Origin of the sequence: Geobacillus sp. C56-T2, assembly GCF_007829715.1 — a bacterium.
Lineage (GTDB): Bacteria > Bacillota > Bacilli > Bacillales > Anoxybacillaceae > Geobacillus > Geobacillus icigianus.
The window spans coordinates 1,969,079-1,984,579 of sequence record NZ_VJWB01000001.1; the positions used below are offsets into that span (position 1 = coordinate 1,969,079).

A 15,501-nucleotide genomic window follows, 5' to 3' on the forward strand; every position below is an offset into this window, starting at 1 on the left:
GGCATAAAAACCGGCAGCTCTTCTTAGCGGGATAGAGCGCTGGGAGTGACAAGCGAGGGGGAGGCCGCAAAACCGGCCGCCCCCACTTCCATCACAACCCCAGCAAGCGAAAAAGTTTCACCGTTCGTCGGCGTTTTTCACTATCGTCGCGATTCCTTGGCCGACGCCGATGCACATCGTCGCCAAGCCATAGGTGACGCCGCGTTTTCGCATTTCGTAAATCAATGTCGTCAAAATGCGGGCGCCGCTCGCGCCAAGCGGATGGCCAAGCGCAATTGCCCCCCCGTTGACGTTCACTTTCGCCCGATCAAGCTCAAGCTGCTGGATGCATGCTAGGGCTTGCGAGGCAAACGCTTCGTTCAGCTCGACAAGCCCAATGTCATCGATGGACAGCCCGGCGCGCCGCAGCGCTTTGCGCGTCGCAAAAATCGGGCCGATTCCCATCACCGCCGGTTCCACGCCGGCGACAGCGGACGTTACGTATTTGGCTAACGGCTTTAAACCGAGCGCTTTCGCTTTATCGGCACTCATCAACAACAGCGCCGCCGCCCCGTCATTAATGCCCGAGGAATTGCCAGCCGTTACGGTGCCGTTTTCAAACAGCGGCGGCAGCTTGGCCAGCTTCTCCAACGTCGTATCCGGGCGCGGGTGTTCATCCTTGTCAACAACGATCCGGTTGCCTTTTTGGTCGTGGTAAACGACCGGCACGAGTTCATCGGCAAACCGATTCGTTTCGAGCGCTTGTTTCGCTTTCATTTGGCTTTCGTAAGCAAACTCATCTTGCGCCTCGCGCGCAATGCCGAATCGCTTCGCCACATGTTCCGCCGTTTGCGGCATGCTGTCGGTGCCGTACATCTCGTGCATCTTCGGGTTGATAAAGCGCCAGCCGATCGTCGTGTCGTACATCTCTATATTGCCGCGCGGAAAATCGCTTGACGGTTTGGCCATCACAAACGGAGCGCGCGTCATGCTTTCCACGCCGCCCGCGATCACAATGTCCGCCTCATTGGCCAAAATCGCCCGCGCCGCATAATTGACCGCATCAAGCCCCGAACCGCACAGCCGATTGACCGTCACCCCCGCCACCTCCATCGGCAGCCCGGCCAACAGCGCCGCCATGCGGGCGACGTTGCGATTGTCTTCCCCCGCCTGGTTCGCGTTTCCAAATACGACATCATCGATTTGCTCCGGCGGCACGTTCGGGTTGCGTTCCATGAGCGCCCGAATGACGACGGCGGCTAAATCGTCCGGCCGCACGTCTTTCAACGCCCCTTTATAGCGGCCGATCGGGGTGCGCACGGCATCGACAATCACGACTTCTCTGCCCATGTTTTCTCCCTTCCTTTTCTCGCGGATTAGCTGTCTTCCCGATTCGTATAGTCATAGACGCCGCGGCCGGTTTTGCGGCCGAGCCGCCCCGCTTTGACGTATTGCTCCAAAAGCGGCGCCGGGCGGTATTTTTCTCCGAGTTTTTCGTGCAAATAGTTTAAGTTGTTCAGTCGCGTATCAAGCCCAACTAAATCTGCGAGCTCAAACGGCCCCATCGGGAAATTGAGGCCGAGCTTGATCGCCTTGTCGATCTCTTCCGGCGTCCCGACCCCTTCTTGCAGCATGTAAAACGCTTCATTGCCGACAAGGGCGCTGATCCGGCTGGTGACGAATCCCGGAAATTCATTGACGACAACGGTCTCTTTCCCCATTCGCTCGGCCACTTCTTTCGCCACTTGCACCGTCTCGTCGCTCGTCTCAAGGCCACGAATGATTTCCACCAGCTTCATTTTATGGACCGGATTGAAAAAGTGCATGGCGATCACCCGCTCCGGCCGCTTCGTAAACGAACCGATTTCGGTCGGACTCATGGTGGACGTATTCGTCGCAAAATAGCACGACGCCGGCGCATGGGCGTCCATCGTCTCGAACACTTGTTTTTTCCGTTCAAGCTTTTCCGGCACCGCCTCGATCACCAAATCGGCATCGCGCACAGCGGACGCCAAATCAAGTGAATACGACAGGCGCGCCTCGGCTTCTTGCCGCTCGCTGTCGGTCAATTTCCCGCGGGCAACGGCTTGTTCGAACAGCGAAGCAATCTCTTTCTGGGCGCTCTTCAACTGTTCTTGCTGAATGTCCACTACGATCGTCTGGAATCCGCCGACAGCGCCGACATAGGCAATGCCTCTCCCCATCACGCCGCTGCCGACGACAACAAGGCGTTCGATCATCGTCTTCCCCCTCTCCTGCTCTCGCATATCATGGCGGATGCCTCAAGCCGGTGTGCCGTTCGCCAAGCAGCGGACGCCGTCAAATGAATGGGCACCCCATCACGAGCGACGGGGTGCTCGATAGCCAGATAGATCTGCCCCATGGCCGCCCGCCACCAAAAATGGAAACGCATCAATCGGGCGGACGTGTCTCTCCATCGCCCTCCCTAACCGGCCTTTGCCTGCAAGGGCGACAAACTGCACGCTGCTTCCAAGGACGCGACACGCTCGCGCATTGTGACGAACGCCAAACGATGAAAAGCCTTAGACGCCAAACGGATTAAGCGGACGCGGACCATAATACGACAGCACGCTTTTCGTTTCGGTGTACAAATCAAGCGCCTCGACAGACAGCTCGCGCCCAAATCCGGACTGTTTGTAGCCGCCAAACGGCGTGCCTGGGAAAGCGGAGAATGGGCTGTTGACCATGACAATGCCGGAGCGCAGCTGTTTGGCTACGCGAACGGCGCGGCCATGATCTTTTGTCCAAATCGCGGCGGCCAGTCCATAGTCGCTGTCGTTTGCCAATTCAACGGCTTCGGCTTCATCGCGGAATTTCATCACGACGACAACCGGTCCAAAAATTTCTTCGCGAACCGCTTTCATTTGCTGGTTCACGTTCGTCAAAATCGTCGGTTCATACCAGTAACCGTTTTCAAAGCCGGCCACGACCGCCTCTTTTCCGCCGGCGGCGATCGTCGCTCCATCAGCGACCGCGGACTGCACATACTCATCGATCACTTCGAGCTGACCGCGGCTGATGATCGCTCCCACGTGCGTGCCGGCATCAAACGGATCACCGAGCTTCAGCTGTTTCGTTTTGGCCACGAACGCTTCCATAAACGCGTCATAGATGCTTTCATGCACATACAAGCGGGAGCGCGCCTCGCACGATTGGCCGCTGTTGTAGAAAATGCCGAACAATGAGCCGGCGACAGCGGCTTCCAAATCAGCGTCCGCAAACACAAGGCTCGGCGATTTGCCACCCAGCTCGAGCGTCACCCGTTTTAATGTTTTCGCCCCTTTCTCCATAATTTCCTTCCCGACCGGCGTCGATCCGGTAAACGCCACTTTGTCGACAAGCGGATGTTCGACCAAATAGTCCCCCACTTCCGCTCCGGCGCCTGTCACCACATTGACGACCCCTTCCGGCACGCCAGCCTCATGGCAAATTTCCGCCAGCACAAGGCAGGTGAGCGGCGTCAGCGACGCTGGTTTGACGACAACCGAGCATCCCGCGGCAATGGCCGGCGCAATTTTCCAAGCTGCCATCATGAGCGGATAGTTCCAAGGAATAATTTGGGCGCACACGCCGACAGGCTCCTTTTCTGTATAGTTGTGAAACGCCCCCGGCATCGGGTTGACCGCCCCGCGGTGCCCAATGATCGCCCCAGCGAAAAATTCAAAGTCTTCAATCGCCTGCATCACTTGCCCTTGAGCCGCCGACAACGCTTTGCCGGTATTCAAAATTTCCAACTCCACCAATTCATTGAAACGTTCGCGCATGATGGACGCAATTTGGTATAAGATGCGCGCCCGTTTTTGCACCGGAAAATGACGCCATTTCCCGCGGTCAAACGCTTGCCGCGCCGCCTGCACCGCACGCTCGGCATCCTCGCGCGTCCCTTTGGCGACGCGAGCGACCGGTTCGCCCGTGGCCGGATTAGTGACGACCAACGTTTCGCCCGCGGCGCTTTCGACCCGCTCCCCATTGATAATCAAATGATAGAAATCGCGTTTCGTCGGCATCGGTTCCATTTTCTTTTGCTTGACAGTCGCCATCGTTTTTCCCCCTTGCTTAGTTTCCTTGGAAAATCGGTTTCCGTTTCTCAAAAAACGCCTTAACGCCTTCGCGGTGGTCGGACGTCAAGCCCGCGATGCGCTGGCATTCCGCTTCCCGTTCGAGGTAGCGGTCAAACGTCGCTTCTTGGCTTTCGCGCAGCAGCCGTTTGATCAGTCCAATCGCTTTCGTCGGCATGGCCGCCAGCCGCTCGGCAAACTGCTTGACTTCCTCTTCCCATGACGAGAGCGGAATCACCTTGGTGGCCAGCCCAAGAGCAACGGCTTCCTCGGCAGCCACTTTTTCCCCGAGCACCGCAAGCTCAAGCGCCTTTGCCCGCCCGATGAGGCGCGGCAAATAGTACAGATGCCCCGCATCCGGCACAAGACCGACGTGAATAAACGCGGGAGCGAAACTCGCCTTTTCCGAGAGAAGCCGGAAATCACACGCCAGCGCCAAGCTCATGCCCGCGCCGGCCGCCGCTCCGTTCACCGCGGCGACAACCGGCTTTTCCAGATGATGAAGCGCTTTCATCATCGGCGCGTATCGGGTGCGCAACACGTCGCCATGGTCCATTTCTTCCGTCACGCCGCTCAAGTCTTCGCCGGCGCAAAACGCTCGGCCGGCGCCGGTGATCACCACACAGCGGACGTTTTGATCCGCTCCTGCTTGCTTCAGCGCCTTTGTCACTTCCGCATTCATTTGTTCCGTAAACGCATTGAGCTGATCCGGGCGGTTGAGCGTCAGCCAGGCGACTTGCCCCTTCACTTCATAACGGATCGTTTCGTACATCGGACGCCCCCCTTATTTTCCTTGGAAGCGCGGCTTTCGTTTTTCGAGGAAGGCCGCCATTCCTTCTTTTTGGTCTTCCGAGGCGAACAATAGGTAAAAGTTTTTTCGCTCAAATTGCATGCCTTCATACAGCGGATAGTCGACCGCTTTTTGCACCGCCTCTTTGATCAGCCGAAGAGCCAAAGGCGGCTGTTCAGCGAGACGCTCGGCCAACCGCATCGTTTCTTCCATTAAAAGCTCCGGGCTGACGACGCGGGTGACAATCCCTAGCTGCTCGGCTTCTTTCGCCGACATGCGCGCCCCGGTCCAAAGCCACTCGAGCGCCCGCTTCGGCCCGATGAGCTTCGTCAGCCGCTGCGTACCTCCCGCTCCTGGCATGACGCCGAGGTTGACTTCTGGAAAACCGAATTCCGCTGCGGCCGAAGCGATGATCAAATCGCATGACAGCGCCAGCTCGAAGCCGCCGCCGAGCGCTAAGCCGTTGACAGCGGCAATCATCGGCGTTTTCACGAGGGACAGGCGATCCCAATCGGCAAACTGGTTCAGCCACTCAAGACGAATGGGGTCATCGTCCGCCATCTCTTGAATATCGGCCCCAGCGGCGAACGCCCGCCCGCGCCCGGTGAGCACAATGACACGCACGGCTTCATCCCGGTCGAACGATTCGACGGCAGCGACGATTTCCGCCACCATCTGACGGCTGAGCGCATTCAACACATCAGGACGGGCCAGTTCAATGACGCCAACCGCTCCCTCTTGCCGCACCGCAAGGAACGTCCACTCACTCATGTTCCACTTCCTCACCGACCATAAAGGTGACGAGATCGCCGGCAAATGACATGACATCTTTGGCCGATGCCTTCGCTTCTTTCGTTTTCATCGCCTCTTGGAACGCCTCTTGGCTGTCGTAATACATTTCACACAACAAATAATACTCGCTTTCCGTCCCCATCGGCGTCCCCGTAATTTTCGTCACCTCGATTTTTCGGAGGCCAGGAATTTTTTCCGTCAGCGGCACATGCGTTCCATAATAATGGGCGTCAAACTGTTCCTTATCTTTCGGCTGTTTGTACAAGGCAATCATTTTAAACATCACGAACGTCTCCTTTCCCTTTTCTTATCCCGAAATCAATACCGGCTTCATCGCCTCAAACGGATTTTTGCATTGTTTGCAGTAGAAAATGCTGCGGCAGGCGGTCGGGCCGAACAAATTTTCCATGATGGTCCGCTCCGCCCCGCAATACGGGCACTCGACTTGCCACGCCCCTGACGGCATTTGCCGCGGCGGCGGAGCGATGCCAAACTGCTTCAGCCGCTCCCGTCCGGCTTCGCTGATCCGATCGGACGTCCACGGCGGATGGCGGAGAAACTCAACCGTCACCGCCGAAGCCCCTGCTTGCTTCACCGCTTCCTCCACCCGCGTGCAGATGATATCAAGCGCCGGACAGCCGAGAAACGTCGGCAGCAGACAGACCGAGACCGCTTCATCCCGAACGTCAACCTGTTCCACCATCCCAAGCTCGACAATGCTAATCGAATGAATCTCTGGGTCTTTCACCGTTTCTAACGCTTTCCAAACCTCTTCATTTGTCATGGCTCTCCCTCACATTTTCCAACCCGCTGCCGCTTTCCCGCTTGGGCTGCCTAGTGCCGCCAATGGTGCACCGTTTTGCTCCTTGAACAAACACTTCGTCCGTCATAAAGAGGCGTCACGCCCAACGCCGCATGTTGGCAAACAGCGGCTCCGGCATTACCATATCGCATGCGGGACGGCGCGGTATACTTCTGACAACGTCGCCAGCGCTTCGTCCAAATCGGGCGTATGTTCGCCGTTGCGGCCGTTGCCATGCTTCATGCCAAACGGCATCGGCCACTCAAGCCCCACTTCGGCAAACGCTGGCGCCAGCGCGGCAATGGTGTTTTCGGTCAGCACCTTTTCCTCATCAATCAGCCCCCACCGCACCATGTCCGTTCCTTTCGCTCCGAGCGTCAACACACCGGCAAAATCAGCGGCCACGTCTTGAATGGCTTTGGTCATTCGCGTCCGCGCTTCCCCAGGGGCATTCGTCAGCTGGACAAACCACGTATGCCAATGAAGCAAATGATAGTGCAGCTCCACTTGAATTTTCGCCGCTACTTCCGCGAGCGGGGCATAGCTGCTTTTGGTCAGCGATTCGAGACGGACGCGCTTCGCCTGCGTATAAAAATAGTGGCGAACAACGGTGAACGCCCAATCATAGCGAGGCTCACGCAAATAATGCCCCGGGCCGTTCGCCCGTTCGAGCAAAACCGCATTGCGCCGGGCCGAAGCTGGGCGGGCGTGCGCCAGTTCGTCGGCTGATCCACAGCCAAGATCTTCAAGCAGCTGATAATACATGGCCGCATGGCCCATCGTATCCTGACTGATGGAAGAAAACGCGATGTCCTCCTCAATATGCGGCGCCAGGCCGAGCCATTCCGAGCCGCGGTAGGCAAGCAAAAAGTCATCGTCGGCCAGCTGGAACAACAGCTCCGTCAACGCCTCCCGGCCGTTCGCATCGACATGCTTTTCACTCATCGTTGAATCTCGCCTTTCCATGACAAAATTTCTTTTTCGTCAAACGCCTGTTGTTCATATTTGCGCCACCGCTTTTTCAAATCCCCATATCCTCGCGTCAGCCGGTAATCTTTGTTGTCAAGCCGCTTGAGCGCTGCTTTTTCGTCTTCACTCATCCGCCGGATATAGTCCCGCTTTACGACCCAAAGGTCAGCGACCGGCTCACGGCGCATAAAGTTTTCCTGCGCCATCACGAGCGCGATCTCCTCATTGGGGGCAAGCAGACTGAATTGATGCTGCATCGGTGCATCCGGCGCTTTGCGGCTGAACACCTCAAACACTTGATAAAATCCTCGTTCTTTCCCCGCCATGGCCATCCCTCCTCATCCAGCCGTCCGCACCGCACTGAGCGCCTCGCGCACCCAGGCGTTCTGCTTGTATGCCGTCCGCCGCAGCTCCAGCCGCTCTTGCGATTTTGGACCATGATTGCGAATGATTTGTTTAAACTTCTCCCAGTCCGGCTGCTGGTAAATCCATTGGCCCTTCTCTTTGTCAAAACGCATTGTCTCATCCGGAATCTTCAGACCAAGCGCCCAAATGCGCGGCACATATTTCGTAAAGAAGTCTTGGCGCAGCTGTTCATTCGTTTTCGTGCGGATGCGGTATTTGATCGTGATGTCTTGCTTCGAGGTTCCCGTCGTGTCGGCCGTCGGCGGGCCGAAAAACATGAGCAACGCCTCCCACCAACGGTTGAGCGCCTCTTGCAGCATCTCCTTCTGCTCCTTCGTCCCTTCGGCGAGCGCCAAAATGATCGACTCGCCGTGCTGGGCGTGAAACACTTCCTCGGCGCAAATGCGCTTCAGCGCCCGTGCGTACGGTCCGTATGAGGCATCCAGCATGTTCGTCTGCGTCATAATCGCCGCCCCGTCAACAAGCCATCCGATCAGCCCGGCGTCCGCCCATGTCGGCGCCGGCATATGAAACACGTTATGAAACTTCAACCGTTCGTTTAATAAATCTTCGATAATGTCTTCCCGCGTTTTCCCAAGCGGCGCCAGCAAATCTTCCGCCACCCGCAGCAGCAGCTGGCCGTGCCCCATCTCGTCCTGCACCTTCGCCATGATGCCAAGCTTCCGGCGCAGCGACGGCGCTTTCGGCACCCATTCTTTTTCCGGAAGCGCTCCCATAATTTCGCTCACCGCATGCATCGCAATCAGCTTGATGAGCGTCATTCGATATTCATCCGGCATCCAGTCATCGGCTTCGATCTTTTCCCCCGCCTCGATGCGCTGCATAAACCGTTCGTATTTCTCCTCATTGGACAGGCGGGTGAACGTCATCATCGCTGCCATCCTTCCTCCCCCTGTAAAAATTTTTATATATAACGTTTATTTAACGTTATTATATTTTAACGTTATAAAATTAGCAACTATTTTTTCAATCGTTACACCGCATGCTCTTGTTCGCGCCGGTCAACGACACGCACCGCTTTTCCTTCCGAGCGCGGGAGCGTTTTTGGAGGATAGAGATGAACGTCGATCGAAATGAGGCAGTGTGTTTTCAGCAATGACTGAATGCGCCGGGCAAGGGCCGCGGCCTGCTCGCTTTGCAAATCTCCCCCGACCTCGCTGTAAAAACGGTCGGTCACTTCGGCATGCAATTCCACCGCTTCCAAATGTCCGTTTCGGAGACGGTGCAGCTGATAGTGCGGAGCCAGTTCCGAGACACGAAGCAGATGGTGCTCAATTTCCGACGGGAACACGTTGACGCCGCGGATGATAATCATATCATCAACCCGCCCCTTGACCCGCGACATGCGCGCCGTCGTCCGCCCGCAAGCACACCGCTCTCTCGTCACGGAAGCGATGTCACCCGTCCGGTAGCGGATGACCGGAAACGCCTCTTTCGTCAAGCTCGTAAACACCAACTCTCCTTCTTCCCCTTCCGCCACCGGCTCGAGCGTGTTCGGGTCGATCACTTCCACGAGGAAATGGTCCTCGGCGATATGGAGGCCGTTTTGCGCTTCGTGGCATTCCATCGCCACCCCCGGGCCGATCACTTCACTCAGCCCGTAAATGTCGCATGCCTTCATATCAAACGTTTCTTCAAGCGTGCGCCGCATTTCCTCGGACCACGGTTCCGCCCCGAAGATGCCGTATTTGAGCGATGTTTGCCGCGGATCTTTGCCCAGCTCCTTCATCCGTTCAGCAATGTTCAATACATAGGACGGCGTGGCGCAAATGACAGTCGGCTGAAAATCTTCAATGATCATCACTTGCCGGTCGGTGTTGCCCCCGGATACCGGCACCGTCACGGCGCCAAGCCGCTCGCTGCCATAATGCAGCCCGAGCCCGCCCGTAAACAGCCCGTATCCATAGGCGTTGTGAATCACATCCCCCGGTTTTCCGCCCGCGATGACAATCGCCCGCGCCACAATATCGGCCCAGTGCTCAATGTCCTTCTTCGTGTAAGCGACCACCGTCGGTTTGCCGCTCGTGCCGCTTGAAGCGTGCACACGGACGCAGTGGGAAAGATCGACCGCGAGCAAACCAAACGGATAATGGTCCCGCAAATCCCGCTTTGTCGTAAACGGGAGTTTGCGCACATCCTCAAGCGTCCGGATGTCCTCCGGCTTCACTCCGCATTCATCAAACCGTTGCCGATAAAACGGCACCCGCGCATACACCCGCTCCGCCGTCACCCGCAGCCGCTCGAGCTGGAGCGCCTCAAGCTCCCGGCGTGCAGCCGTCTCGATGTCATGCAAAATCATCGTTTCCGCCCTCCTTTTTAAAGCGCTTCCAAAAATACAAAAATATATAACGTTATATAAACGTAATATATATAAAACATCATATCTAATCTTAAAATAGTCTAAATATTATAAAATGTCAATATCATTTTTGCCTTCATCCGCCAAGAAAAAAGCAGCCGCTTTCGGTTCTTCGTTTCAGACAAAGGCACGCAGAAACAGGCGCCCCGCTTTTTTCCCCGTTTGCAGCCGAAGTCCGCGCCAAAAACGTTTGCGGCGCTCCCGTGCTTCATACTAGTCGAATACGCTTTTCATATCGTGAAATCGGCGCAAGAAAAATAAAAAAGGGGGATCCGTCAACGGTTGGATCCCCCTTCGTGATCATATGCGCTTCCGCCTCTGCTAGGCGACAAACTGCTAAATTTTCATCATCTCCTCGACATCTTGCGGCGCTTTATCAAGCGAACGCGGTATACGACAAACCACTAAATTTTCATCATCCTCGGAAGCGTTGCGTGAACGGATTTCGATTCATCCATACGACAAACTACTAAATTTTCATAATCCCGCCCGTGCTCGCCGAGGTGACATGTTTCGAGTAGCGGGCGAGGTACCCGGTTTTCACTTTCGGCTCAAAGCCTTTCCAGTTCGCTTTTCGGCGTTCGAGCTCTTCGTCGGACAGCTTGACGTTGATCGTCCGTTTCACTGTGTCGATTTCAATGATGTCGCCGTCTTGGATGAAGGCGATTGGGCCGCCTTCCGCCGCTTCCGGAGACACATGCCCGACCGACAGGCCGCGCGAGGCGCCGGAGAAGCGGCCGTCGGTCACAAGCGCCACCTTGGTGCCAAGCCCCATGCCGACAATTTGCGATGTTGGCGCCAGCATTTCCGGCATGCCTGGGCCGCCTTTTGGCCCTTCATAGCGGATGACGACGACATGACCCGGTTGGATTTTGCCGCTGGCGATGCCTTCCAGCGCCTCTTCCTGCGAATCAAAGACGATCGCCGGGCCTTCATGGCGGGTAATGCCGCCTTGAACCGCACCCGTTTTAATGACGGCGCCGTCCGGAGCCAAGTTGCCGAACAAAATGGCGAGGCCGCCCGTTTCCGAATACGGGTTGTCAATCGGCCGAATGACGTCATAGTTTTTCACTTCACAGCCGGCGATGTTTTCACCGAGCGTCTTGCCGGTGACGGTCAGCGTATCCAAATGCAGCGTCCCTTCTTTTTTCGCCAATTCATTCAGCACCGCCGAGACGCCGCCGGCTTCGTGCAAATCTTCAATGTAATGAATATCGGAAGCCGGTGCGAGCTTCGCCAAGTGCGGCACGCGTGACGCCACTTCGTTAATCCGCTCGAGCGAGTAGTCGATGCCGGCTTCGTTAGCGATCGCGAGCGTATGCAGCACCGTGTTCGTCGAGCCACCAAGCGCCATATCGAGCGCGAACGCGTTGTCAATCGCTTTTTCCGTCACGATGTCGCGCGGCTTAATATCATGCTCAATCAAATACATGAGCTGCTTCGCTGAGCGGCGGACGAGCTCTTTGCGCGCCGGGTCGACCGCCAAAATCGTGCCGTTGCCCGGCAAAGCCAGCCCAAGCGCTTCAGCCAAACAGTTCATCGAGTTGGCGGTAAACATGCCGGAACACGACCCGCACGTCGGACAGCCGTAGCGCTCGAGCTCTTCCAACCCTTTTTCATCGAGCGTTCCACCTAAATACGCGCCGACGCCTTCAAACACGGACGAAAGCGAGATTTTGCGCCCATCTTTCGTGACACCGGCTTTCATCGGCCCGCCGCTGACGAAAATCGTCGGGATGTTGAGCCGCATCGCTGCCATCATCATCCCCGGCGTAATCTTGTCACAGTTCGGAATGCACACCATACCGTCAAACCAGTGCGCGGAAATGACCGTTTCAATCGAATCCGCGATGATTTCCCGGCTCGGAAGCGAATAGCGCATCCCGATATGGCCCATCGCAATGCCGTCATCAACACCGATCGTATTCATTTCAAACGGGACGCCGCCCGCCTCGCGAATCGCTTCTTTGACGATTTTTCCAAACTCTTGCAAATGGACGTGCCCCGGAATGATGTCGATGTACGAGTTGACCACGGCAATGAACGGTTTGTCAAAATCTTCGTCTTTCACGCCGGCCGCCCGCAGCAAACTCCGATGCGGAGCGCGGTCAAACCCTTTTTTGATCATGTCACTGCGCCGTTTTTTCATCTGTTGTCCCTCCATCGTACAAAGTGCTAGGTTGCTAGTATTGTACCACTTTTTTTAATAAAAAGACAATTATCTTTATTTTGAATACGTTTTCATTGGCTGCCTGCAGTCCAAGATCGTTCCGTTTCTTTCTCTCTTGACAACAGCCGAATTTGCCGGCATAATTTCTTACAAACTATCTATCGTTCTGAATGATGACAATGGATCAACGGGAACGGCACGGGACTAGTAAACCGAGGGAACGCGCCAGAGAGTGGAACCCATAGGCTGGAAGGTTCCTCGCGGGAAGCCGGTTGAACCTGCCCTAGACGGCCGCTTATGCAAACATAAGCCGCATGCCTGCGTTATAGGCCAGAGGTGGGCGCTTTGTGCGCCAAAAAAGGTGGTACCGCGGAACGCTTTTCCGTCCTTTTGCCAAGGGAGGAAAAGCGTTTTTTTGTTGGACTCCTTTCCAACGGGCGGCAAACAACAATGGCATCGACAGCGGCAAAACTCGCAAAGGAGGGAATCCCATGAAACGGCAGCGCGTCGTCGTCAAAATCGGGAGCAGCTCGCTCACCGATCCAAAAGGCGGCCTATGCCTTGACAAACTTCATGATCACGTCGAAGCCATTGCGCACCTGAAACAGCTTGGCCATGACGTCATTCTCATCACTTCGGGGGCGGTCGCTGCCGGGTTCGGACCGTTAGGCTACCCGGCGCGGCCGACGACGCTCGCCGGCAAACAGGCGGCCGCCGCCGTCGGACAAAGCCTGCTCATGCAGGCGTACAGTTCGGCGTTCGCCCGATTCGGCTTCACCGCCGCCCAATTGTTGTTGACGCGCAGCGATTTTTACAGCCGCGAGCGGTTTCGCAATTTGTTTGCGACGATCACGACATTGCTTGAGCACGGCGCCGTCCCGGTCATTAACGAAAACGATCCGGTTTCCGCTGAGGAGCTGACGTTTGGCGACAATGACATGCTTTCCGCCTTGGTCGCCGGCTTTTTGCACGCCGATGCGCTCGTTTTGCTCACCGACATTAACGGGCTGTACGACGCCAATCCGAAAACGAACCCACAGGCGAAAAAGTACGCCTTTTTGCCGGAGATTACAAGCGAGATGCTCGCCTCAGCCGGCGGCAGCGGCTCGGCGGTCGGCACCGGCGGCATGCGCTCAAAGCTGTTGGCCGCTCGAAAAGCGCTCTCGTTTGGTGTCAGCGTCTTCATCGGCACGGGAAGCGGCCGAGAAAAACTGGCTGATATTTTAGCCGGAAAAGGCGACGGTACGTATATCGGTGTTCCGTTTCCGAAACAAATGCAAATGCGCAAGCAATGGATCGCCTATCATGCACCCGTTTCCGGCACGATCACCGTTGACAGCGGCGCCGAGGAGGCGCTGCTTGCCCGGGGGAAAAGCTTGCTTCCGGCCGGCGTCACGGCCGTTTCCGGCGACTTCCATGCGATGGATGTCGTCGACGTCGTCAACGAAAAAGGCATTACCATCGGCCGCGGCCAAGTGTATTACGCCGCTGCCGATTTAAAAAAAGTGAAAGGGCGGCCGAGCGAAGAGGCCCGGCAATATTCTTACCTTCACCGCCCGGAAGTCATCCACCGCGACAATTGGGTCGCTTTGCGAAAGGAGCGTGTCCAAAGATGAACGAACTGCTGAAAAAAGCCGAACGGTTGAAAACGGCGGCACACACGTTGGCCATGCTGTCTACCGAAGAAAAAAATGCGGCATTGGAACAGATCGCCAAAGCCCTCGACCGCGAACGCGCCGTCATTTTGGCGGCAAACGAAAACGATATGGCCGCCGGCCGCGCGCAAGGGCTATCGCCGGCTTTGCTTGACCGGCTGCAGCTCACGAATGAACGGATCGATCAAATCATCGGCGGCGTCCGCCAAGTCGCTTCATTGCCTGACCCGGTCGGGGAAATCGTTGCTGAATGGACGCGGCCAAACGGGCTGCGCATTCAAACGGTGCGCGTGCCGCTTGGGGTGATCGGCATGGTGTATGAGGCGCGCCCGAATGTGACGGTCGATGCCGCCAGCCTTTGCCTAAAAACGGGCAACGCCGTCTTGCTCCGCGGCAGCTCATCAGCGCTTCATTCCAACAAAGCGCTTGTGGCCGTCATGAAAGAGGCGCTTCGCACAACGGCCATCCCGGAAACCGCCATTGAGCTGCTCGAAGACACGAGCCGGGAAACGGCCCAGCGCATGTTCCGCCTCAACGACTATCTTGATGTCCTCATTCCGCGCGGCGGAGCGGGGCTGATCCGCTCGGTCGTCGAAAACGCCACCGTACCGGTGCTTGAGACCGGCGTCGGCAACTGCCATATTTTCATCGACGAATCAGCCGAGCGGCTGATGGCAATCGATATCGTCGTAAACGCCAAACTGCAGCGTCCGTCCGTCTGCAACGCCGTCGAAACGGTGCTCATTCATGAACGGTGGCCGCACGCCGGCGAGCTGCTTGAGGCGCTTCACGCTCGCGGCGTCGAGCTGCGCGGCGACCGCCGCCTTGCCGCTATGTATCCGTTTGTCCACGAAGCGACGGAAGAAGACTGGCATACGGAATATTTGGCGCCGATTTTAGCCGTGAAACTCGTCGCCGATGTCGATGAAGCGATCGAGCATATCCGCCGCTACGGGACGAAACATTCGGAAGCGATCATCACCGAAAACGAGGCGCACGTCCGCCGCTTTTTCCAAGCGGTCGACGCGGCGGTGTTGTACCATAACGCGTCCACCCGCTTCACAGATGGCGAACAGTTCGGCTACGGGGCAGAAATCGGCATCAGCACGCAAAAGCTGCACGCCCGCGGACCGATGGGGCTTGTGGCCATCACGACAACGAAATCGCTCGTGTACGGGACCGGGCAAATTCGAACCGTGTAACCAAAGGCGGGAAGCGGGACCCCCTGCGCTCCCGTCCTTTTGATGCATACAACGATCAGGAAAGAAGGGATGCCACGATGCCGTTCATTGATTTTCGCAGCGATACCGTGACCAAACCGACGCTAGAAATGCGCCGGGCGATGTCAGAAGCTGAAGTCGGTGACGACGTATACGGCGAAGATCCGACCGTCAACCGTTTAGAAGCGTTGGCGGCCAAAATGCTTGGAAAAGAAGACGCCTTGTTCGTCACAAGCGGCACGCAAGGACGCCGGGCATCA

General features: G+C 56.7%; 14 protein-coding genes and 1 pseudogene. 3 read left to right on the top strand and 12 right to left on the bottom strand.

The annotated features are described in order from the left end of the window. Positions 1–117: 117 nt before the first annotated feature. The 12 genes from GC56T2_RS09755 to ilvD form a co-directional block, all read right to left on the bottom strand. Positions 118–1,329, bottom strand: a complete 1,212-nt coding sequence (locus GC56T2_RS09755; RefSeq protein ID WP_144974834.1) for a thiolase family protein — start codon at positions 1,327–1,329, stop codon at positions 118–120. A gap of 26 nt (positions 1,330–1,355) precedes the next feature. Continuing rightward, the gene (locus GC56T2_RS09760; RefSeq protein ID WP_144974836.1) at positions 1,356–2,219 is read right to left on the bottom strand and encodes a 3-hydroxyacyl-CoA dehydrogenase; all 864 of its coding nucleotides are present in this window, start codon (positions 2,217–2,219) and stop codon (positions 1,356–1,358) included. 303 nt (positions 2,220–2,522) lie between these two features. Beyond that, positions 2,523–4,040, bottom strand: coding sequence for an aldehyde dehydrogenase family protein (locus GC56T2_RS09765; protein ID WP_144974838.1), 1,518 nt, complete (start codon positions 4,038–4,040; stop codon positions 2,523–2,525). A 16-nt stretch (positions 4,041–4,056) separates the two neighbouring features. Beyond that, positions 4,057–4,830, bottom strand: coding sequence for an enoyl-CoA hydratase-related protein (locus GC56T2_RS09770; RefSeq protein WP_031408979.1), 774 nt, complete (start codon positions 4,828–4,830; stop codon positions 4,057–4,059). A gap of 12 nt (positions 4,831–4,842) precedes the next feature. Then, positions 4,843–5,619, bottom strand: a complete 777-nt coding sequence (locus GC56T2_RS09775) for an enoyl-CoA hydratase/isomerase family protein (RefSeq protein ID WP_144974840.1) — start codon at positions 5,617–5,619, stop codon at positions 4,843–4,845. Next, positions 5,612–5,923 carry an EthD family reductase gene (locus tag GC56T2_RS09780; protein WP_031408974.1) on the bottom strand — a complete coding sequence of 104 codons (312 nt, stop codon included), beginning with the start codon at positions 5,921–5,923 and terminating at the stop codon, positions 5,612–5,614. Before GC56T2_RS09780 ends, GC56T2_RS09775 begins: the two co-directional genes overlap by 8 nt. A 24-nt stretch (positions 5,924–5,947) precedes the next feature. Then, positions 5,948–6,424 (bottom strand): 1,2-phenylacetyl-CoA epoxidase subunit PaaD, encoded by a 477-nt coding sequence (gene paaD, locus GC56T2_RS09785; protein ID WP_144974842.1) that lies wholly within the window; start codon positions 6,422–6,424, stop codon positions 5,948–5,950. Between the two features lie 156 nt (positions 6,425–6,580). Then, positions 6,581–7,408: a 1,2-phenylacetyl-CoA epoxidase subunit PaaC gene (gene paaC / locus GC56T2_RS09790; protein ID WP_033843714.1), complete on the bottom strand. Its 828-nt coding sequence runs from the start codon at positions 7,406–7,408 to the stop codon at positions 6,581–6,583. Continuing rightward, positions 7,384–7,737: a 1,2-phenylacetyl-CoA epoxidase subunit PaaB gene (gene paaB / locus GC56T2_RS09795; protein WP_031408967.1), complete on the bottom strand. Its 354-nt coding sequence runs from the start codon at positions 7,735–7,737 to the stop codon at positions 7,384–7,386. Before paaB ends, paaC begins: the two co-directional genes overlap by 25 nt. Positions 7,738–7,749: 12 nt before the next feature. Continuing rightward, positions 7,750–8,718, bottom strand: coding sequence for a 1,2-phenylacetyl-CoA epoxidase subunit PaaA (gene paaA / locus GC56T2_RS09800; RefSeq protein WP_144974844.1), 969 nt, complete (start codon positions 8,716–8,718; stop codon positions 7,750–7,752). Positions 8,719–8,810: 92 nt separating this feature from the next. Beyond that, positions 8,811–10,136: a phenylacetate--CoA ligase PaaK gene (gene paaK / locus GC56T2_RS09805; RefSeq protein WP_144974846.1), complete on the bottom strand. Its 1,326-nt coding sequence runs from the start codon at positions 10,134–10,136 to the stop codon at positions 8,811–8,813. A 529-nt stretch (positions 10,137–10,665) separates the two neighbouring features. Next, entirely contained in the window at positions 10,666–12,345 is a 1,680-nt protein-coding gene (gene ilvD / locus GC56T2_RS09810) for a dihydroxy-acid dehydratase (RefSeq protein WP_144974848.1), read from the bottom strand. 512 nt (positions 12,346–12,857) lie between these two features. On the opposite strand from ilvD, the gene proB reads away from it, so the two are divergent. From proB to GC56T2_RS18455, 3 genes and pseudogenes are all read left to right on the top strand, one after another. Next, positions 12,858–13,982, top strand: a complete 1,125-nt coding sequence (proB, locus tag GC56T2_RS09815; protein WP_144974850.1) for a glutamate 5-kinase — start codon at positions 12,858–12,860, stop codon at positions 13,980–13,982. Further along, a complete protein-coding gene (locus GC56T2_RS09820; protein ID WP_144974852.1) occupies positions 13,979–15,223 on the top strand; it encodes a glutamate-5-semialdehyde dehydrogenase in 1,245 nt (414 codons plus the stop codon). Before proB ends, GC56T2_RS09820 begins: the two co-directional genes overlap by 4 nt. 77 nt (positions 15,224–15,300) lie before the next feature. Then, positions 15,301–15,501, top strand: a pseudogene (locus GC56T2_RS18455) (beta-eliminating lyase-related protein); the annotation flags it as partial.